This is a genomic window from Streptomyces sp. NPDC057616 (assembly GCF_042800575.1).
Taxonomy (GTDB): Bacteria; Actinomycetota; Actinomycetes; order Streptomycetales; family Streptomycetaceae; genus Streptomyces.
Genome location: NZ_JBHVGU010000008.1, coordinates 24,389 through 44,971, shown reverse-complemented (window position 1 = coordinate 44,971; position 20,583 = coordinate 24,389). Strand labels below are relative to the sequence as shown.

Sequence of the window (20,583 nt, the reverse complement as noted above, 5' to 3'; positions counted from 1 at the left end):
GCGAGAGCCGCGCCGGCCGTACGGCCGTCATGGCGCTGATGCTCCTGCTGGCCGTCTACTTCATGCTGCCCGTCTACTTCCTGATCGTGGCGGCGACGAAGCCGCAGGGCGACCTCGCCTCCACCAACGGCCTCGCGTTCTCCCACTTCAACCTGTTCGAGAACCTGCGCATCCTGTTCACCCGCAGCGACGGCATCTTCGGGCGGTGGGCGGTCAACACCGTGATCTACGCGGTGCTGGGCGCGGCCGTGGGCACGCTGATCTCCGCCCTGTGCGGCTACGCCCTCGCCAAGTTCCCCTTCCGCGGGCGGGAGTTCCTGTTCTCCGTCATCCTCGGCGGAGTGCTGGTGCCCACCACCGCGCTCGCGCTGCCGCTGTTCCTGCTGTTCTCGGCGACCGGGATCGTCAACACCTACCTGGCGGTCTTCCTGCCCAGCATCGTCAGCCCGTTCGGCGTCTACCTGGCACGCATCTTCGCCAACGCCGCCGTACCGCAGGAGCTGATCGAGTCGGCGCGGCTGGACGGCGCGGGCGAGTTCCGCACGTTCTTCTCGGTGGCGTTCAAGCTGATGACGCCCGCGCTGGTGACCATCTTCCTGTTCCAGTTCGTGGCCATCTGGAACAACTTCTTCCTGCCGATGGTGATGCTCCAGAAGGAGTCGCTGTTCCCGATCACGCTCGGCCTGTTCGAGTGGAACGGCCAGACCGCGCGGGCCCCGCTGCTCCAGGAGTCCGTGATCACCGGCTCGCTGGTGTCGATCGTGCCCGTGATCGTCGTGTTCATCCTGCTCCAGCGGTTCTGGCGCACGGGGCTCGCCGCCGGGTCCCTCAAGTGACGCCCCCACCCACCCGGAAAGTGTCTGCCTCCATGCCCCACTCCGCAGTCTTCGTGCCCCACTTCCACTGGGACCGCGAATGGTACGAGCCGTTCCAGGTCTTCCGGCACCGGCTCGTCACCGCGCTCGACACCGTGCTGGAGACGGCCGAGTCCGACCCGGACTTCCGCTTCACCGTCGACGGGCAGATGGCGGCGGTCGAGGACTATCTGGAGATGCGGCCCGAGAACCGCGACCGTGTCGCCGCCCTGGTCCGCGAGGGCCGGCTCGCCGTCGGTCCATGGCTGATCCTGCTCGACGAGTTCCTCTGCTCAGGCGAGACCATCGTGCGCAATCTGCAGATGGGCTGGGCCGCCGCGGAGCGGCTCGGTGGCGCGATGCCGATCGGCTATCTGCCGGACATGTTCGGTCACGTCGCGCAGATGCCGCAGATCCTGGCCCGCGCGGGGATCGAGCACGCGGCACTGTGGCGCGGTGTGCCCGGTTCGGTGGACGGCCACGCCTTCCGCTGGCGCGCTCCGGACGGCTCCGAGGTGCGTACCGAGTTCCTCTTCGACGGCTACGACAACGGCCTCGACGTCCTGCTGGTGCCCGACCGGATCGGCAGCGCGCTCGGTGAGTACGACCGGATGACCGCCGAGCGGTGGGGCGGCGACCCGGTGCTGGCGATGGCGGGCACCGACCACAACGCGCCCGACCCGCGGCTGGCGGCCTGGCTGCGGCGCGCGTCCGGCGAGGAGCGCCCGATCACCCTCGCGACGCTCGACGAGTACGTCCGCAAGCACGTACGGGACGAGGTGACGTCCGTCGTCACCGGCGAGCTGCGCAGCCATGTACGGGGCAACATCCTCCCCGGTGTGCTGTCCGTACGGCTCGGGCTCAAGCAGCGCATGGCCGTGGCCGAGCGCACCGTCGACCACGCGGAACGCATGAACGCGCTGTGGTCGGGTCGCGACGACTCGGCGTTCCTGTCCCTCGCCTGGCACAAGATCGTCGAGTCGACCGCCCATGACTCGGTCGTCGGGTCCGGCACCGACGAGACCTGCGACCAGGTGGCGGCACGGCTGGAGGAAGCCGCGCAGACGGCCCGGGCGGTTCGGGACGCGGCGCTCGCCGAGCCGGCCGCCCGGGTGCCGAGCGACGCCTATCTGGTCGCCAACCCGCTGCCTGCGGCGCGTACGGCGCTGGTCGAGGTGGATGTCGCGGCTCCCGCCGAGGGTGCCGCGCTGGTCGCGACCACAGCCGAGGGGGCGGCGCATCCCGTGCAGCTGGTCTCCGAGGCCCCGACCGTGCTCAGCGACGAGCGCCTGGACGCCTCGCAGCTGGAGCGCGTGCTGCGCCGTATCCACCGGCGCGAGCTGTTCGGCCGGCAGATCGACCACTACGAACTCACCCCGCACTCCCTGGTGTTCCATCTCGCCGAGGTGCCGACCGGCGGGCCCTTCGATCTGATGGTCCTGCGCGGCGAGGTCGCCGCCGCGGCGTCCGCGCATCCGGGCAGATGGCGGGTGCGGACGCTGACGGAGGCCCGGGCCACCGCGCTGGTGGCGCTGCCCGTACCGCCCTCCGGACTGGCCTCTCTCCGGGTCGGGCCGGACGACGCCTCCGCCGCGGCGGCGACGCGGTCCGCACCCGCCACGGCCACCCCCGGCGCGCTCTCCAACGGGCTGGTCGAGGTGGCGGTCGCCACCGACGGCACGCTGGAGGTGACCGGCGCCGACGGCACGGTCCTGACCGGAGTCGGCCGGCTCGTCGACGGCGGGGACCGCGGCGACAGCTACAACTACGCGCCACCGGCACTGGACGCGCTCGTCTCGGAGCCGACGGGCGTCACCGTCGACGTCCTCGAGAACGGCCCGCTGCGCTCCCGCGTGCGCGTCACCCGCGTCTACGAGTGGCCCGACGCGCTCTTCTCCGACCGTGACGTGCGCGGCTACCGCACGGTGCCGACGCCGGTGGAGATGCTGGTGGAGCTGCGCGCGGGCGAGCCGTTCGTCCGCGTCTCCACGTCGTTCCTGAACCAGTGCGCCGACCACCGGCTGCGCCTGCACGTGCCGCTGCCGGAACCGGTGACGACGTCGGCGTCCGCCGGCCAGTTCGCGGTCACCGAACGGGGGTTGACCGCCGAGGGCGGCTGGGGCGAGTACCCGCTCCCGACCTTCCCGGCGAGTTCCTTCGTCTCGGCGGGACCGGCCACCGTGCTGCTCGACCACTCCACCGAGTACGAGGTGGTCGACGACGGCTCGGCGCTCGCCCTCACCCTGCTGCGCGCCGTCGGTTCGATCAGCGTCAACATCCATCCCCTGCGGGACGAGCCCGCGGCGAGCGAGATCCCGGCGCCCGGCGCGCAGGAGCTCGGCATGCGGATCGAGCACCGCTTCGCCGTCGTGCCGTCCGCGCGGGGCTGGCGGGGCGCCGACGCGGTCGCCCTGGCCGAGGAGTTCCGCAACGAGGTCCTCGTCGTGCGCGGAACGGCGCCCGGTTCAGGCCCACTTCCCGAGGACACGACCGGTCTGCGGGTCGAGGGCCGGGACGTCCAGGTCTCCGCCGTCCGGCGCGTCAAGGACGAGGCGGGCGGGACCGGGACCGAGGTCCGGCTGGTCGCGCTGAGCGACGCCGCGACTCCCGTCCGCGTGACCGGGCCGTTCACGCGGGCCGCCGCGGTCGACCTGATCGGCCGCCCGCTCGCTCCCGTGCCGGTACGGGACGGGCTCGCATTCACCCTCGATCCATGGGAGATCCGCACCGTCGTGCTCAGCTGACCGTGTCCGCCCGACGTCCCCGGCGGCCGCACCCGGTCGACCGACAACTCCCCCGCAACCAGCGTCTGTTGCCACCCAGAAAGTTGTGACCTCTTGCCTTACGAGCTCCCCGCACTTGTTTCGGACACCGCACCCGGGCGTGGCGCGCTGCGGCCGGCGCGCTCGTGGCTGCACTCCGACGCCCCCTCGCTCTCCCTCAACGGGCCGTGGCGGTTCCGTCTCTCCCCCACGGCGTCCGTGCCGGAGGACTTCGCGGCCGAAGGCTTCGACGACGGCGGCTGGGACAGCATCCCGGTGCCCTCGCACTGGGTGCTGCAGGGCGACGGCGCCTACGGCCGGCCGATCTACACGAACGTCCAGTTCCCCTTCCCGATCGACCCGCCGCACGTCCCGGACGAGAACCCCACCGGCGACTACCGCCGCGTCTTCGACCTTCCCGCCGGCTGGTCGGACGCCGACCGCGTCGTGCTGCGGTTCGACGGTGTCGAGTCGCTCTTCCGGGTGTGGGTCAACGGCGTGGAGGTCGGCAGCGCGAGCGGCAGCCGGCTGGCCCACGAGTTCGACGTGACCTCCGAGGTGCGGCCCGGCGCCAACGTCGTCGCCGTACGCGTGCACCAGTGGTCGGCGGCCAGCTACCTGGAGGACCAGGACCAGTGGTGGCTGCCGGGCATCTTCCGCGACGTCACCCTGCTGGCCCGGCCTGCCGGAGGCCTCGAGGACGTCTGGCTGCGCACCGGATACGACAACGGGCGCGGGCGCGTCGACCCGGAGGTCCGCGCCGATCCGGCGGCCTTCCCGGTCACCCTGCGCATCCCCGAACTCGGCGTCGAGCGGGTCTGGGCCTCGGCGGCCGACGTGGCCCCGGTCGAGGTGGCCGACGTCGAGCCCTGGTCGGCCGAGCGGCCCCGCCTGTACGACGCCACCGTCTCCTCGGCCGCGGAGAGCATCGCCCTGCGCGTGGGTTTCCGTACGGTCGAGATCCGCGGCGACCGGTTCCTGGTCAACGGCCGCCGCGTCGTCTTCCACGGGGTCAACCGCCATGAGACCCACCCCGAGCGCGGCCGCGTCTTCGACGAGGCGCACGCCCGCGAGGACCTGGCCCGCATGAAGCGGTTCAACGTCAACGCGATCCGTACCAGCCACTACCCGCCGCACCCCCGGCTGCTCGACCTCGCGGACGAACTCGGCTTCTGGGTCATCCTCGAATGCGACCTGGAGACCCACGGCTTCGGCAAGGTCGACTGGGCCGGGAACCCGAGCGACGACCCCACCTGGCGCGCGGCCTATCTCGACCGCGTCGAGCGCACCGTCGAGCGGGACAAGAACCACCCCAGCATCGTGATCTGGTCGCTGGGCAACGAGGCGGGTAGCGGCGGCAACCTCGCCGCCATGTCGGCCTGGGTCCACGCCCGCGACGCCGAGCGCCCCGTGCACTACGAGGGCGACTACACCGGCGACTACACGGACGTCTACTCGCGCATGTACCCCTCGGTCCTGGAGACCGAGCAGATCGGCACCGACGGCTCCCGCGCACCGCTGCTCGGCTGCACGCCCGCACAGGGCGCCCGGCAGCGCACCAAGCCCTTCCTGCTGTGCGAGTACGCGCATGCGATGGGCAACGGCCCGGGCGCGCTCGACCAGTACGAGGAACTGGTGCACCGGCACCCGCGCCTGCACGGCGGGTTCGTCTGGGAGTGGCGCGATCACGGCATCCTCGCCACGGCCCCGGACGGAACGCCGTACTACGCCTACGGCGGTGACTTCGGCGAGGTCGTGCACGACGGCAACTTCGTGATGGACGGCCTGGTGCTGAGCAACGACGTGCCGACGCCGGGCCTGTACGAGTTCAAGGCGGTCGTCCAACCGGTCCGCTTCACCTTCGACGGCGACAAGCTCGCCATCACCAACCTGCGCCACTCGGCCGACACCTCGGACCTGCGCCTCCGCTGGCGCGTGGAGCACGACGGAACTGTCGTCGAGTCGGGGGAGCTGGACACGCCCGTCGTCGCGGCCGGGGAGTCCGGTTGGGTGCCCCTGCCGCCGGTCGCGGTGTCCCCGGACGCCGAGACCTGGCTGACGATCGACGCCGTGCTGGCGACGGAGACCGCGTGGGCTCCCGAGGGGCACGTGGTGGCAACGGCCCAGCTCGATCGCTCGGTCCCGCTCCCCGTCCCCGCCGTCCGGCACCGGTCCGCATGGCTCCCGGCTGCCGGGGCCCTGACCCTCGGCATCGCCGAGTTCGAGAACGGAACGCTCGTCCGCCTCGCCGGCCGCCCCGTGGCCGGACCCCGGCTGGAGCTGTTCCGCGCGCCGACGGACAACGACGAGGGCACGTCCGACCGGCTCGACGGGAGCGACGACAGCCTCGCCGAGGTGTCCAGCGCCGACCTGTGGCGACGGGACGGTCTGCACCGGCTCACCTCGCGGCGCGTCTCGGTGGAGCAGGCCGCGGACGCGCTGCGCACCGTCGACAAGGTCTCGGCCGCGGACTCCGCCCTGTACGTGATGGTGGAGTCGGTCTGGTCGCTGGACGACGGCGAGCTGGAGCTGCGTGTGGAGATCCAGCCCTCGCACGGCTGGCAGGCCGTGTGGCCACGGATCGGGGTCCGCTTCGACCTGCCCGACGGCACGGCCCCCGTCGACGCCGCCGAGTGGTTCGGCCTGGGCCCGTTCGAGTCCTACCCCGACAGCCTCCACGCGGCGCGCACGGGCCGTTTCTCCGCCGGCGTCGACGAACTCCCGGTCGACTACGCCCGCCCGCAGGAGACGGGACACCGCTCCGCCCTGCGCCGGCTGACGCTCAAGAGCGGTGACTCGGAGGTGCTGTCCCTGGTGGCGCTGCCCGACACGCGCGGCCGCCGCCCCGGCTTCACCCTCGCCCGCCACACCCCGCAGCAGATCGCGGCGGCCGGCCACCCCTTCGAGCTCCCCGACTCGACCACGAGTCACCTGTTCGTCGACGCGGCCCAGCACGGCCTCGGCTCACGGGCCTGCGGACCCGACGTGTGGCCCGAGTACGCACTGCGCCCCGAGGCCCGCACGATCAGGCTCCGGATCACCGCGGCGCGGTAAGGGAGGGGTCGTGGGGCCCCCCCCTCCCCCCCCCCAGAAGAACCCACCCCCCCCCCCCCCCCCCGCGCCCGCCTCCAGCGCGTCGAGCACGGTGTCGAGCAGCGGGCGCAGGGCGTCGCGGCCTGCGGGGCCCGAGGCGAGGCTGGACGTGCTCATGGGTTCCTCCCGGGCGCGCGGCTGAGGGAGTTCCAGCTTGGACGCGGATGCGTGCGCGTGCCCGGGGAGTCAACGATCGGAACCCGAAAGTGGGTATGCCCTGCGGCGCCTCAGTGCGGGGTTCGCGGTGGGCGCCGCAGGCGCCGGACGGGCCGGGTCACCTCTCCCTCACCCGCAACGCCCGTGCCAGGTCGTCCAGTTGGTCGATGAGCTTCCTCCGCAGCGACGGGATCGGCTTCGCGTCCGCCAGGCAGGAGTGGCCCAGGTCGAGGGTCTCCTGATCGACGGCGTGCAGCGGGAAGGCCCAGCGGCCGGCGGCGTCGGCGATGGCGGGACCCCGGCGGGCGGCAACGGCCACCGCGTCCTCGTAGTAGCGGGCGACGTACTCCCGGACGAGGTCGGCCTGTTCGGGCTGCCAGAAGCCCTGGGCGGTGGCGATGAAGAGGTAGTTGGAGAGGTCGGTGCGCTCGTCGCCGCCGAACATCGCCTCCCAGGCGCGTGCCTTGGCCTGGTCGTCGGGCAGCGAGGCGCGGCAGCGGGCGGCGCCCTCCTGGCCGGTGGCGGAGGGGTCGCGGTCCAGCTCGGCGGCGATGGCGGCCTCGTCGGTGGCGCCGAGGACGGCGAGGCGGGCGAGGACGCGCCAGCGCAGGTCGGGGTCGAGCTCGGGACCGCCGGGGACGGTGCCCTCGGCGAGCCAGGCGGCGATGGTGTCGGGCTGGGCGGCCACGCCGATGAAGTGGCGTACGGCGATCAGGCGCAGGCCGGGGTTGTCGCCGTCCTCGGTGCGGCGGATGAGGTCGCGGCACAGGGAGGAGAGCGTGCTCAGGGCCGCCGGACGCTCCTCGGGGGTGACGTAGCGGTCGGCCACCTGGGCGGTGGCGAAGGCCAGGACGCCCTGCACGAGGGCGAGGTCCGTCTCGTGCGGGAGGTGCGTGCGGGCCGCCTCCAGGTAGGCGGCGGGCGGGAGTTGGCCGTCGCGGACGGCGTCGCGCAGGGCGTTCCACACGACCGCGCGCGTGAGCGGGTCGGGCAGGCCCGACAGGCTGGTGCGGACCGCCTCGAAGGACTCCGCGTCGAAGCGGATCTTGGCGTAGGTGAGGTCGCCGTCGTTCAGCAGGAGCAGGGCGGGGCGCTTGCCGAGCGCGTGCGGCTCGGACTGCGGGATGTCGAGGCCGACGCGCTCGCGCAGGACGAGCTGCCCGCCCTCGTCGGAGACGTCCTGGTCGTAGAGCCCGACGGCGATGCGGTGCGGGCGGCTGCCGGCGCGGTCTACCTGGAGCGTGTACGTGCCCGAGTCGACGCGGGTCACCTCGGGGCTGAGCAGGTCGACCCCGGTGGTGCGCAGCCACGCGTCGGCCCAGGCGTGCACGTCGCGGTCCGTGGCGGAGGCGAGGGAGTCGATGAAGTCGGCGAGCGTGGCGTTGGCGAACCTGTGGCGTGCGAAGTGGGTGTTGATGCCGGCGAGGAAGTCCTTCTCGCCGAGCCAGGCCACGAGCTGACGCAGCGCGGAGGCGCCCTTGGCGTAGGAGATGCCGTCGAAGTTGAGGAGGGCGGAGGCCGTGTCGTCGACGTTCTCCGGGGCCACCGGGTGGGTGGACGGGCGCTGGTCGGCGTCGTAGCCCCAGGCCTTGCGGGCGACACCGAAGTCGGTCCAGGTGTCGGTGAAGCGGGTCGCCTCGGTGAGGGTGTGGTAGCCCATGTATTCGGCGAAGGACTCGTTCAGCCAGATGTCGTCCCACCACCGGAGGGTGACGAGGTCGCCGAACCACATGTGGGCCATCTCGTGGGCGATGACCATGGCGCGGGTCTGCCGCTCGGTGTCGGTGACCGCGGAGCGGTAGACGAACTCGTCGCGGAAGGTGACCAGGCCCGGGTTCTCCATGGCTCCGGCGTTGAACTCCGGGACGAACGCCTGGTCGTAGGAGTCGAAGGGGTACGGCTCCTGGAACTTCTCGTGGTAGCGGTCGTAGCACTGCTGGGTGATCTCGAAGATCTCGTCGGCGTCCGCGTCCAGGTGGGGGGCGAGCGAGCGGCGGCAGTGGATGCCGAAGGGCAGGCCGCGGTGCTCGGTGCGCACGGAGTGCCAGGGGCCGGCGGCGACGGCGACGAGGTAGGTCGAGATCAGCGGGGTGGCGGCGGCCTGCCAGCGGCCCTCGCCGAGGTGTTCGGTGACGCCGTTGGCGAGGACGCTCCAGCCGTCCGGGGCCGTGACCGTCAGCTCGAAGACGGACTTGAGGTCGGGCTGGTCGAAGGCGGCGAAGACGCGCTGCACGTCCTCCATGAACAGCTGCGTGTAGACGTAGGTCTCGCCGTCGGTGGGGTCGGTGAAGCGGTGCATGCCCTCGCCGGTGCGGGAGTAGCGCATGCTCGCGTCGATGCGCAGCTCGTGCTCGCCGGCGGTGAGGCCCTTCAGAGGCAGGCGGTTCTCGTGCAGCGTCCCGGGGTCGATGGGCTGTCCGTCGAGCGTGGCCGAGCGCAGTTCGGCGGGCTTGATCTCCACGAAGGTGTCGGCGTCCGCGTGCGCGCTGAACCGGATGACGGTACGGGAGTCGAAGGTCTCGTCGCCGGTGGTCAGATCGAGGTCGATCGTGTAGCGGTGGACGTCGAGGAGCGTGGCACGGGTCTGCGCTTCGTTGCGCGTCAGTACGGACATGCAGGCAATGCTGCCTGATGCCGCTGACAAGGCACAGGGGGAATCGGTACGCGAACCGCGCCCGCTCCCCCGCGTGCTACGTCCGCTCCTCTTCGAGCTCCCCGTTGTGCGCCCGTCCGGCGCGCCGGACGGCGAGACGGGAGTCCGGGTGGGGCAGGGCGGGCGCGCGGGGCGCGGGGCCGTCCTCCTCGGTGTGGCCCTTGACCAGGGCGCGCAGGTCGCGGACCTCCTGCTCCAGGTCGAGGAAGCGGCGGTGGGCGTCGTAGAGGTAGCGGACCTTGGTGCGCAGCGCCCAGGGGTCGATCGGTTTCATGACGAGGTCGGCGACGCCGAGCCCGAAGGCCGCGGAGGTCAGGAGGTGGTCGACGCCGAAGCCGGTGAGCAGGATGACCGGTATGTGCTGGGTCTGCTCGACCCGGCGCATGTAGCGGACCACGTCCAGGCCGCTGACGCCGGGCATGCGGACGTCGAGCAGCAGGAGGCCGACCTGCCCGCGGAGCACCTGCTTGAGGGCGTCGTCGCCGTTCGTGGCCCGCCCCAGCTCGTAGCCCAGCGGGGCCAGGGCGCTCTCCAGGGCGTACAGGGTGTCCTCGTGGTCGTCGACGATGAGGATCTTGGCATCCGGCATGGCCCGACGTCCCTCCCGCGTGGACAACCAGCTTATGACCGGAATGCTGACGTGGCGTGCTCGTCAGCTGACAAGGAGTGCACAGCGCAGCATGCCTCCTGCCGGCCGTGCTGTCACGCCCCCTGTGGCATCTGCCGAGGTCAATTGGCCGTCTGTGCGGAGCCGTTCACGGTGTCCTCGGCGATGCGCTCGTGGTGGCGGATCACTTCCGCCACGATGAAATTCAGGAACTTCTCAGCGAAGGCCGGGTCCAGCTTGGCGCTCTCCGCGAGGGTGCGCAGGCGGGCGATCTGGCGCGCCTCGCGGGCCGGGTCGGCCGGCGGCAGCCGGTGCGCGGCCTTGAGGTGGCCGACCTGCTGGGTGGCCTTGAAGCGCTCGGCGAGCATGTGGATGACGGCCGCGTCGATGTTGTCGATGCTGTCGCGCAGCCGGGCGAGTTCCGCGCGGACGGCGGGGTCGACGTCCTGGGTACCGGTGTTGCTGGTGGTCATGGGCGTCCACCCTACGGGGCGGGCCGGGGTGCGATCATCCCCGCGGGCCGGGCGAGGGGCCGAGCCTCGGCGGATCGTCGGGGTCCGGCACGCGGTCGCTCCAGCCGCCGGGCACGGCGCGGTACTGCTGGGCGCGGAAGCGCACCGGGGGCATGCCGACGCGGCGGGTGAACAGGCGGGAGAAATAGGCCGGATCGTCGTAGCCGACGCGGCGGGCGACGGCGGCGACGGGCAGTTCGGTGGCGGCGAGGAGCTCCTTGGCGCGGCCGAGCCGTATGCCGAGCAGGAAGTCCTTGGGGCTGCAGCCGGCACCGCGGCGGACGGCGGTGCGCAGTTCGGCCGGGCTCATGCCGTGCCGGGCGGCGTGCTCGGCGACCGACATCGGCAGGCAGGCGTCGCGGGCGAGGGCCTTGAGGACGGGGTCGCCGTCGGGCGCGAGGTCGGCCCGGGCGCGGTGCAGGGCGACGAGGAGCTCGTGGACGGCTGCGCCGGTCTCGACCTCCAGCAGCGGGTTGCCCTGGCGGGCGGCCCGCGCGATGCGGCCGATCACGGCACGCGCGTCGGTCGCGTCCGAGAGCGGCACCACGGGGCGGTCCGGCTCGATGTAGCCGAGTTCCGTGTACGGGGCGACGGCGGGCCCGGTGAAGACGACGAAGCCCTCGTCCCAGCCGCCGTCGGGCCCGGCCCCGTAGTGGTGCGGCACCCCGGGGGTGAGCCACAGCAGCGCGGGCGCGGTGACGGGCGTACGGCGGCCGTCCGGGGCGAGGAACCAGCCGCCGCCCGCGCTGACGACGACGGCGACGTGGTGGTCGAGGGTGCGGGGGCCGACGGTGGGCAGCGCGCCGTACTGCAGGCCGACGCCGAGGCAGACGAGACCCGTCCGGTGGTGGGCCGGTCCGGGCGTGAAGAACCGCATCCAGGTGTGGTACATCCGCGCTCCCTGTGCGCGTGTTTCGGTCCAAGTAACGGTGATCTTTGTCCATGGACGGGGCCGCCGCCAGGGGGTCAGGGTGGGAGCCATGAGCGAGTTCGGGGTGGGGGACGTTGATTTCCTGCTGGACGGCCGGCCGGTACGGCTGCTGTCCGGCGCACTGCACTACTTCCGGGTGCACGAGGCGCACTGGGAGCACCGGCTGCGGATGCTGCGGGCGATGGGTCTCAACTGCGTGGAGACGTACGTCCCGTGGAACCTGCACGAGCCGCGGCCGGGCCGCTACCGGGACGTGCAGGCGCTCGGCCGCTTCCTGGACGCGGCCCGGGAGGCCGGGCTGTGGGCGATCGTGCGCCCGGGTCCGTACATCTGCGCCGAGTGGGAGAACGGCGGTCTGCCGCACTGGCTGACGGGCAAGCTGGGCACGCGCGTGCGGACCCGCGACGAGAGGTACCTGGGGTACGTGCGGGGCTGGTTCCGGCATCTGCTGCACGAGGTCGTGCCGCGGCAGATCGACCGCGGCGGACCCGTGATCATGGTGCAGGTCGAGAACGAGTACGGCAGCTACGGCTCGGACGCCGCGTATCTGCGCGGCCTCGCCGGCCTGCTGCGGGAGCAGGGCGTCACGGTCCCGCTGGTCACCTCCGACGGTCCGGAGGACCACATGCTGACCGGCGGCTCGATCCCCGGTGTGCTCGCGACGGTGAACTTCGGCTCCCACGCGCGCGAGGCGTTCGGGACGCTGCGCCGGCACCGCCCCGAGGGGCCGCTGATGTGCATGGAGTTCTGGTGCGGCTGGTTCGACCGCTGGGGCGGAGAGCACGCCGCCCGTGACGCGGGGGACGCCGCGGACGCACTGCGGGAGATCCTGGAGTGCGGGGCCTCGGTCAACCTGTACATGGCGCACGGCGGCACCAGCTTCGCCGGCTGGGCGGGCGCCAACCGGGGCGGCGGCGACCTGCACGAGGGCCCCCTGGAGCCCGACGTGACGTCGTACGACTACGACGCCCCGATCGACGAGACGGGACGCCCGACGGAGAAGTTCTGGCGCATGCGCGAGGTCCTCGCCGGGTACGCCGAGGGCCCGCTGCCCGAGCCGCCGCCCCCGCCCGCGCCGCTGGGCGCGCCGGCCGAGGTGCGGCTCGCGGGCTGGGCCTCCCTGGACGCCGTGCTGGAGGCGCGCGGCGGCCCGGAGGTGCCGGCGCCCGTGCCGCCCACCTTCGAGGAACTGGACGTGGACCGGGGTCTGGTGCGGTACACGGTGGGGGTGCCCGGCCCGCGGCGGCCGTATCCGCTGGTCGCACGCGGTCTGCGGGACCTGGCCGTGGTGTATGTCGACGGGGTGCGGACGGGTGTGCTCACCGAGGGCGACGAGCAGCTCAAGGAGCCTGTCGCGGGACCCGCGCGCGTGGAGCTGTGGGTGGAGTCCCTGGGGCGGGTCAACTACGGGCCGCGCAGCGGCGAGCCCAAGGGCATCACCGGCGGCCTGCTGCACGAGCGGCAGTACCTGCACGACGTACGCGCGCGTGGCCTGCGCCTCGACACGCTCGACGACATCGCGGACGTCCCCTTCGGGCCGCTTCCCGAGGACGAGGGCCCGGGGCTGTACCGGGGCACCGTCACGGTGCGCGGCGCCGGTGACGCACGGCTCGAGCTGCCGGGCCGCACCCGCGGGTTCGTCTGGGTCAACGGTTTCAACCTGGGCCGCTACTGGTCCGTCGGCCCGCAGCGCTCGCTGTTCGTGCCCGGTCCGGTGCTGCGCGAGGGCGAGAACGAGGTGTGGCTGCTGGAGCTGGACGGTTCGGACCCGGCCGGGACGGGGAGCGTCCTCCTGCGCACCCTTGCGGGGACCGGTTCCCCGTAGAGTGGAGCAGGGTGCAGGTCGTCCTGGGGGTCAGGCGTGGCGAACGGCGGACCGGTCGAGCACGGCTTCCCACACCTGGCGAAGGTGCGGGACGCCATCACCGCGCTCTACAAGCGGTTGTCGTACGACACGATCCGGACGTTCTCCAGCAGCGTCGCCCCCGCCGACGTGGCCTTCGTCGACACGGACGACCTCTATCTGGGCGCCCAGCGGGTGGCCCGCGAACTCGTCCGGCACTACCGCCTCCCGGACGCCCGCCTGATCGTCGGCTTCCGGGAGATGGAGCACGCGGCGAACATCGAACTCGCCGCGGGCCCCGAGTACTTCGTCGAGCTGAACGACCGCTTCCGCACCCACCGCCGGGACATCGGCGCCGCGCTCGCGCACGAGATCATGCACGTCTATCTGCACCGGCTGGACCTGTCGTTCCCCGGCACCCGCGACAACGAGATCCTCACCGACACGGCGACGACCTACCTGGGCGCGGGCTGGCTGCTGCTGGACGCCTACCGCGAGGACTCGGCGTCCTCCCAGAAGCTCGGCTACCTCACCCCCGAGGAGTTCGGCTACGTCCTGGCGAAACGGGCGCTGGTCTTCGACGAGGACCCGTCGATCTGGTTCACCAGCCCGCAGGCCTACGAGGCCTACAACCGCGGCATGGCCAAGGCCCGCCACGACGGGCAGCAGCCCCCGCTGACGGCGGCCGGCTGGGCGGGGCGGCGGCGCTACGCCCGCGACCGCCGGCACGCCCAGGACCAGCACGCCCCGGCGTCGCACCCCGGCGTGCCGTACTCGTTCAGCCCGGACGGCCGCGGGCCGCTACGGGTGTCGTTCCCCTGCCCCACCTGCCACCAGCGGATCCGGGTGCCCGTACGGGGGCGCGTCCGCGCCCGCTGCGGGTTGTGCCGGACGGTGCTGGAGTGCGACACGTAGGGGGCGGGGCGCGGTGAACGTCCGGAGCCGTGGTGGACGTCGGGGGCGCGATGGAGGTCCGGGGCTGCGGTGGCATCCGGGACTGTGGTGGATTCCCGTGTCCGGGACTGTGGTGGACTTCCGGGGCCGAGGCGGACGTCCCGGGACCGTGGTCGACGCCCCGGGGCCGCAGTGGACCTCCGGGACCGAGGCGGAAGCTCCGGGGCCGCATTGGACGTCCGGGACCGTGGTCGACGCCCCGGGACCGCGGCGGACTTCCGGCGCCAAGGCGGACGTCCCGGGGCCCTGGTCGACGTCCCGGGGCCCCAGTGGACCTCCGGGACCGAGGCGGAAGCCCCGGGACCGTGGCCGACGCCCCGCGGCCGCAGTGGACCTCCGGCGCCGAGGCGGACTCCCGGGACCGTGGTCGACGCCCCGGGGCCGCAGTGGACCTCCGGGACCGAGGCGGAAGCCCCGGGGCCGTGGTGGGCGTCACGGGGCCGCGGTCGACGCCCCGGCGCCGACGTGCCCGGGGGCGCGATCGGCGTCGCGGGGCCGGCCTCAGGCCCCGTACACCGGCCCGGGCGCCTCCGCCTCGGCGAGCAGTTTCAGGGCCGTCTCCCCCGCCTCGGCCGGGCTCCGGCGGGCGCCCTTGTCGGCGCTCGGGCCGGGGCGCCAGCCCTCCATGACGGTGATCCGGCCGCCCTCCGCCTCGAAGACCCGGCCGGTGACGCCGGCGCTCGCGGCGGAGCCGAGCCAGACGACGAGCGGGGAGACGTTCGCGGGGGCCATCGCGTCGAAGCCGGTGGCCGGCGCCGCCATCGTCCCGGCGAAGGTGCGCTCGGTCATCCGGGTCCGGGCCGCGGGCGCGATCGCGTTGACCTGGACGCCGTAGCGGGCGAGTTCGGCCGCCGCGACCAGCGTCAGCCCCACGATGCCCGCCTTCGCGGCGCTGTAGTTCCCCTGCCCCACCGACCCCAGCAGCCCCGCTCCGCTGCTGGTGTTGACGATCCGGGCCGTCGGGGTGCGGCCCGCCTTGGCCTCCGCGCGCCAGTGTGCGGCGGCGTGCCTGAGCGGCAGGAAGTGCCCCTTGAGATGCACGCGCAGGACCGCGTCCCAGTCGTCCTCGTCGAGGTTGACCAGCATCCGGTCGCGCAGGAAGCCGGCGTTGCTGACGAGGGTGTCGAGGCGCCCGTACGCCTCGAGTGCGGCCGCGATCAGGGACGCCGCGCCCTCCGTGGTCGCGATGTCGCCGCCGTGGGCGACCGCCTCGCCGCCCGCCGCGCGGATCTCCTCCACGACCTGCCCGGCCGGGCTGCCGGCGCCGGGCGCGCCGTCCAGGCCCACGCCCAGGTCGTTCACCACGACCCGCGCCCCCTCGGCGGCGAACGCGAGCGCGTGCGCCCGTCCGAGGCCGCGCCCGGCACCGGTGACGACGACCACCCGTCCGTCGCAGATTCCGTTCATCTCACCCCTCCTTGTGGGCGGTTGACGCGTCGAGGAAGGCAGGCCGCTCCCCGCCCCCGTGCACGAGCAGGCTCGCCCCGCTGATGTAGGCGGCGCAGTCCGAGGCGAGGAACACGGCGGCGGCGCCGACGTCGGAGGGCGTGGCCATCCGGCCGAGCGGCACCGTGCGCGAGACGGCCTCGATGCCGTCCTCGTCGCCGTAGTGGAGCGCGGACAGCTCGGTGCGGACCAGGCCGACGACGAGGGTGTTGACGCGGACCTCCGGCGCCCACTCCACGGCCATCGAGCGGGCGAGGTTCTCCAGGCCCGCCTTCGCCGCGCCGTACGCGGCCGTGCCGGGCGAGGGGCGGGTGCCGCTCACGCTGCCGACCATCACCACCGAGCCCCGGGCGCCGCGCAGTTGCTCGTACGCGGCGAGCGAGGCCGTCAGCGGGGTGATGAGGTTGAGCTCGACGACCCGGGCGTGCCACGCGGCCCCGGACCGGTCGAGCCGGCGGTGAGGGGCGCCGCCCGCGTTGTTCACCAGCACGTCGACCCGCGGCAGTCGGGCGAAGAAGGCGTGCACGGCGTCCGCGTCGCGCAGCTCGACGGGGAAGAACTCCGTTCCCTCCACCGGCTCCTGGGGCGGTCTGCGGGCGCAGGTCACGACGTGCGCGCCGGCCTCGGCGAAGGCCCTCGCGATCCCCGCCCCGACGCCGCGGGTGCCGCCGGTGACGACCACGACCTTCCCGTTCAGTCCCATGCGCGGCTACCCTTCGCCTAACAAACGTTTGGTGGAAAGGTAGCTGATGCGCCCATGAGTGTCTCCACCTCGTCCCCGGAAAACGGGCCAGGAAAAGACGGAATCGCCGTCGTGACGGTCGACTTCCCCCCGGTGAACGCGCTGCCGGTGGACGGCTGGTACGCCCTGGCCGACGCCGTGCGCGCGGCGGGCCGCGACCCCGGGGTGCGGTGCGTGGTGCTGACGGCCGAGGGGCGGGGGTTCAACGCGGGCGTGGACATCAAGGAGATACAGGCGAAGGGGCACAGCGCGCTGATCGGCGCCAACCGCGGCTGCTTCGAGGCGTTCGCGGCGGTGTACGAGTGCGCGGTGCCCGTGGTGGCGGCGGTGCAGGGCTTCTGCCTGGGCGGCGGCATCGGGCTGGTGGGGAACGCCGACGTGATCGTGGCGAGCGAGGACGCCGTCTTCGGCCTGCCCGAGCTGGACCGCGGCGCCCTGGGCGCGGCCACGCACCTGGCCCGCCTGGTCCCGCAGCACCTGATGCGCGCGCTGTACTACACCTCCGCCACCGTGAGCGCGGCCGAGCTGCACCGGCACGGCTCGGTGTGGCGGGTGGTGCCGCGCAAGGAACTGCACGCGGCCGCACTGGAGTTGGCGCGGGAGATCGCCATCAAGGACGGCGAGCTGGTGCGGCTGGCCAAGGCGGCGATCAACGGCATCGACCCCGTCGACGTACGCCGCAGCTACCGCTTCGAGCAGGGCTTCACCTACGAGGCGAGCACCCTCGGGGTGGCCGACCGGGTGCGGGACGGCTTCGGCAAGGAGGACGCGCTGTGAGCGACAAGACGATGACCGCCGAGCAGGCCGTCTCCCGGCTGGCGAGCGGCATGACCCTCGGCATCGGCGGCTGGGGGTCGCGCCGCAAGCCCATGGCCCTGGTCCGCGCCCTTCTGCGCTCCGGCGTCACGGACCTCACGGTGGTCTCCTACGGCGGCCCCGACGTCGGCATGCTCGCGGCCGCCGGGCGGATCCGGACACTGGTCGCCCCGTTCGTCACCCTCGACTCGATCCCGCTCGAACCGCACTATCGCGCGGCCCGGGAGTCCGGCGCCTTCGAGCTGACGGAGCTCGACGAGGCGATGTTCATGTGGGGGCTGCACGCGGCGGCCAACCGGCTGCCGTTCCTGCCGGTGCGGGCCGGCCTCGGCTCGGACGTGATGCGGGTCAACCCCGGCCTGCGGACGGTCACCTCGCCGTACGAGGACGGGGAGACGTTCGTGGCGATGCCCGCCCTGCGGCTGGACGCGGCCCTGGTGCACGTCAACCGCGCCGACCGGCTGGGCAACGGGCAGTATCTGGGCCCGGACCCGTACTTCGACGACCTGTTCTGCGAGGCGGCGGACGCGGCGTACGTCAGCTGCGAGCGGATCGTGGACACGGCCGAGCTGACGAAGGAGGCGGCGCCCCAGACGCTGCTCGTCCAGCGGCACACGGTGACCGGCGTCGTGGAGGCCCCGAACGGCGCCCACTTCACCTCCTGCGCACCCGACTACGGCCGGGACGAGGCGGCACAGCGGGAGTACGCCACCACGCCCTGGCCCGAGTTCGCCGGGCGGTACCTCGCCGCGCCCGGGGAGGCCGGATCATGACCGACACCCGTGCCGCCCAGCTCCCGCCCACCCGCGCCGAGTACTGCGTGATCGCCTGCGCCGAGGCCTGGCGCGGCGACGGCGAGGTGCTGGCCAGCCCGATGGGCCTGATCCCCTCCGTCGGCGCCCGCCTCGCCCGGCTCACCTTCGCGCCGGACCTGCTGCTGACCGACGGCGAGGCGCTGCTCGTCCGCCCGGACGGGACGGCCGAGGGCTGGCTGCCCTACCGCCGGCACCTCGCCCTGGTCACCGGCGGCCGGCGGCACGTGATGATGGGCGCCAGTCAGGTCGACCGGTTCGGGAACCAGAACATCTCGTGCATCGGCGACTGGTCGCGCCCGAAGCGGCAGCTGCTGGGGGTGCGCGGCGCACCGGTCAACACGCTGAACAACCCGACCAGTTACTGGGTCCCGAAGCACTCCCGACGGGTCTTCGTCGAGCGGGTCGACCTGGTGTGCGGTGTCGGCTACGACCACGCGGACGGGGCGCGCTACCACCGCATCCCGCGGGTCGTCTCCGACCTGGGCGTCTTCGACTTCGCCACCCCGGACCGCTCGATGCGGCTGGCCTCCCTGCACCCCGGTGTCACGGTGGAGCAGGTCAGGGAGGCGACCTCCTTCGACCTGCGGATCCCGGACGAGGTCCCGGCGACCCGCGAACCCACCGCCGAGGAGCTGCGCCTCGTCCGCGAGGTGATCGACCCGGGCAACACCCGGGCCAGGGAGGTCGGTTCGTGATGGAGACGGCGCTGACCCGGCTGGTCGGGGTGCGGCACCCGATCGTCCAGACGGGCATGGGCTGGGTGGCGGGACCCCGCCTGGTCTCCGCGACGGCGAACGCGGGCGCCCTCGGCATCCTGGCGTCCGCGACCATGACCACCGACCGGCTGCGGGCGGCGATCCGCGAGGTCAGGTCGCGTACGGACGCGCCCTTCGGGGTCAATCTGCGCGCCGACGCCTCGGACGCCGGCGACCGGGTGCGAATCATGATCGAGGAGGGCGTACGGGTGGCGTCCTTCGCGCTCGCGCCCTCCCCCGAGCTGATCGCGGAGCTGAAGGAGGCGGGCGTGGTCGTCATCCCCTCGGTCGGCGCCCGGCGGCACGCCGAGAAGGTCGCGGACTGGGGCGCGGACGCCGTGATCGTGCAGGGCGGCGAGGGCGGCGGGCACACCGGCGAGGTCGCCACGACCGTGCTGCTGCCGCAGGTGGTGGACGCGGTGCGGATACCGGTCGTGGCGGCGGGCGGCTTCTTCGACGGGCGGGGCCTGGTCGCGGCGCTGGCGTACGGGGCGGCGGGCGTCGCGATGGGCACACGGTTCCTGCTCACCTCGGACTCGACGGTGCCGGACGCGGTCAAGGCCCGGTATCTGGCGGCGACCGTCAAGGACGTCACCGTGACGACGGCGGTGGACGGCCTGCCGCACCGGATGCTCCGTACGGACCTGGTGAACTCGCTGGAGAATTCCGGCCGTACGGCGGCCCTGGTGCGCGCGGTGCGCCGGGCGGCCGGGTTCCGCAAGCTCTCCGGGCTCACCTGGCGGCGGATGGTGCGCGACGGGCTCGCCCTCAAGCACGGCAAGGAGCTGTCCTGGAGTCAGGTCCTGCTCGCCGCGAACACCCCGATGCTGCTCAAGTCCGCGATGGTGGACGGCCGTTCGGACCTCGGAGTGATGGCGTCGGGGCAGGTCGCCGGGGTGATCGACGATCTGCCGTCCTGCGCCGAGCTGGTGGAGCGGGTGATGGCGCAGGCGGCTCAAACAGTCGGCGCGCTTCCGGCGGGCGGTGCTTCAATGCGTGCATGACGGAAGCGATCAAAGAGCCCTGGGGTCTCAGTGTCTTCGGTGCGGGCAGTGTGCGGGTCGAACCGCAGCTCGTCCGGGTGAAGTTGACGGTGGACGTGCTGGAGCCGCAGCCGGACACGGCGTTCCAGCAGGCGGGCGCGGCCGTTGCCCGGCTGCGCGAGGTGCTGCGCGGGCACGGGATACCGGACGCGTCGGTGTCCGGCTCACGGCTCAAGCTCAGCTCGGACTACGACGGCTACGGCGGCGAGCGGAAGTTCCTCGGCTACCGCTGCCGCGCCTCGTACGTCATCGAGAGCGAGGCGCTCGACGACCTCCAGCAGCTGATCGTGGACGCCGTCGACGCCGGGGCGCACCAGATCGAGAGCGTCGAGTTCGACGTGCACGACAAGCCGGCGCTGCGGGACGAGGCGCGCCACAAGGCGGTGGCGGCCGCCCGGCGCAAGGCCGAGGTGTACACGGAGGCGGCCGGGGTGCGGGTCGGCCCGGTCGTGCACATCCAGGACGTGGACTCCGAGTCGTACGAGTTCCGCCAGTACCGCGGTCACGGCGGCGGGGGCGGCAGCTCGTCGGGCGATCTGGCGCCGGGCATGGTGGAGGTGTCGGCGGGCGTGGTGCTGGGCTTCGCCCTCGGCCGCTGAGC

The 20,583-nt window shown here is 73.2% G+C and carries 16 protein-coding genes; 10 read left to right on the top strand and 6 right to left on the bottom strand.

Features of this window, described 5'->3' with window-relative positions:
- Window positions 1-29: 29 nt before the first annotated feature.
- The 3 genes from ACFU97_RS11780 to ACFU97_RS11770 all read left to right on the top strand — a co-directional run bounded on the left by ACFU97_RS11780 (window position 30) and on the right by ACFU97_RS11770 (window position 6,670).
- Entirely contained in the window at window positions 30-836 is an 807-nt protein-coding gene (locus ACFU97_RS11780) for a carbohydrate ABC transporter permease (RefSeq protein ID WP_384254706.1), read from the top strand.
- A 32-nt stretch (window positions 837-868) separates the two neighbouring features.
- Window positions 869-3,598 carry a glycosyl hydrolase-related protein gene (locus tag ACFU97_RS11775; RefSeq protein WP_384254237.1) on the top strand — a complete coding sequence of 910 codons (2,730 nt, stop codon included), beginning with the start codon at window positions 869-871 and terminating at the stop codon, window positions 3,596-3,598.
- A gap of 93 nt (window positions 3,599-3,691) precedes the next feature.
- Window positions 3,692-6,670, top strand: coding sequence for a glycoside hydrolase family 2 TIM barrel-domain containing protein (locus ACFU97_RS11770; RefSeq protein WP_384254235.1), 2,979 nt, complete (start codon window positions 3,692-3,694; stop codon window positions 6,668-6,670).
- Between the two features lie 313 nt (window positions 6,671-6,983).
- Here the strand turns inward: ACFU97_RS11770 and pepN are convergent, their stop codons facing one another.
- The 4 genes from pepN to ACFU97_RS11750 all read right to left on the bottom strand — a co-directional run bounded on the left by pepN (window position 6,984) and on the right by ACFU97_RS11750 (window position 11,529).
- Window positions 6,984-9,479, bottom strand: a complete 2,496-nt coding sequence (gene pepN / locus ACFU97_RS11765; protein ID WP_384254233.1) for an aminopeptidase N — start codon at window positions 9,477-9,479, stop codon at window positions 6,984-6,986.
- Between the two features lie 76 nt (window positions 9,480-9,555).
- Window positions 9,556-10,107 (bottom strand): two-component system response regulator, encoded by a 552-nt coding sequence (locus tag ACFU97_RS11760; RefSeq protein WP_384254230.1) that lies wholly within the window; start codon window positions 10,105-10,107, stop codon window positions 9,556-9,558.
- A gap of 140 nt (window positions 10,108-10,247) precedes the next feature.
- Window positions 10,248-10,598 (bottom strand): chorismate mutase, encoded by a 351-nt coding sequence (locus tag ACFU97_RS11755; protein WP_384254228.1) that lies wholly within the window; start codon window positions 10,596-10,598, stop codon window positions 10,248-10,250.
- A 34-nt stretch (window positions 10,599-10,632) separates the two neighbouring features.
- Complete coding sequence (locus tag ACFU97_RS11750) at window positions 10,633-11,529, bottom strand: helix-turn-helix domain-containing protein (RefSeq protein ID WP_384254226.1); 897 nt, start codon at window positions 11,527-11,529, stop codon at window positions 10,633-10,635.
- Between the two features lie 88 nt (window positions 11,530-11,617).
- On the opposite strand from ACFU97_RS11750, the gene ACFU97_RS11745 reads away from it, so the two are divergent.
- Complete coding sequence (locus ACFU97_RS11745) at window positions 11,618-13,393, top strand: beta-galactosidase family protein (protein WP_384254223.1); 1,776 nt, start codon at window positions 11,618-11,620, stop codon at window positions 13,391-13,393.
- A 36-nt stretch (window positions 13,394-13,429) separates the two neighbouring features.
- Window positions 13,430-14,326, top strand: a complete 897-nt coding sequence (locus ACFU97_RS11740) for a hypothetical protein (RefSeq protein WP_384254221.1) — start codon at window positions 13,430-13,432, stop codon at window positions 14,324-14,326.
- Window positions 14,327-14,866: 540 nt separating this feature from the next.
- On the opposite strand, the gene ACFU97_RS11735 is transcribed toward ACFU97_RS11740, so the two are convergent.
- Together ACFU97_RS11735 and ACFU97_RS11730 are read right to left on the bottom strand one after the other, a co-directional pair.
- Window positions 14,867-15,772: an SDR family oxidoreductase gene (locus ACFU97_RS11735; RefSeq protein WP_384254219.1), complete on the bottom strand. Its 906-nt coding sequence runs from the start codon at window positions 15,770-15,772 to the stop codon at window positions 14,867-14,869.
- A gap of 1 nt (window position 15,773) precedes the next feature.
- Window positions 15,774-16,514 (bottom strand): SDR family oxidoreductase, encoded by a 741-nt coding sequence (locus ACFU97_RS11730; RefSeq protein WP_384254216.1) that lies wholly within the window; start codon window positions 16,512-16,514, stop codon window positions 15,774-15,776.
- A gap of 54 nt (window positions 16,515-16,568) precedes the next feature.
- Here ACFU97_RS11730 and ACFU97_RS11725 point away from each other — a divergent pair, with 54 nt between their 5' ends.
- The 5 genes from ACFU97_RS11725 to ACFU97_RS11705 are packed head-to-tail and all read left to right on the top strand — an operon-like array spanning window position 16,569 to window position 20,581.
- A complete protein-coding gene (locus ACFU97_RS11725; RefSeq protein WP_384254214.1) occupies window positions 16,569-17,330 on the top strand; it encodes an enoyl-CoA hydratase family protein in 762 nt (253 codons plus the stop codon).
- Entirely contained in the window at window positions 17,327-18,142 is an 816-nt protein-coding gene (locus tag ACFU97_RS11720) for a CoA transferase subunit A (RefSeq protein ID WP_384254212.1), read from the top strand. Before ACFU97_RS11725 ends, ACFU97_RS11720 begins: the two co-directional genes overlap by 4 nt.
- Window positions 18,139-18,879 (top strand): CoA-transferase subunit beta, encoded by a 741-nt coding sequence (locus tag ACFU97_RS11715; protein WP_384254210.1) that lies wholly within the window; start codon window positions 18,139-18,141, stop codon window positions 18,877-18,879. Before ACFU97_RS11720 ends, ACFU97_RS11715 begins: the two co-directional genes overlap by 4 nt.
- Entirely contained in the window at window positions 18,879-19,943 is a 1,065-nt protein-coding gene (locus ACFU97_RS11710; protein WP_384254703.1) for an NAD(P)H-dependent flavin oxidoreductase, read from the top strand. Before ACFU97_RS11715 ends, ACFU97_RS11710 begins: the two co-directional genes overlap by 1 nt.
- Entirely contained in the window at window positions 19,940-20,581 is a 642-nt protein-coding gene (locus ACFU97_RS11705; protein WP_384254207.1) for an SIMPL domain-containing protein, read from the top strand. The genes ACFU97_RS11710 and ACFU97_RS11705 overlap by 4 nt, the downstream gene beginning before the upstream one ends.
- Window positions 20,582-20,583: the final 2 nt, after the last annotated feature.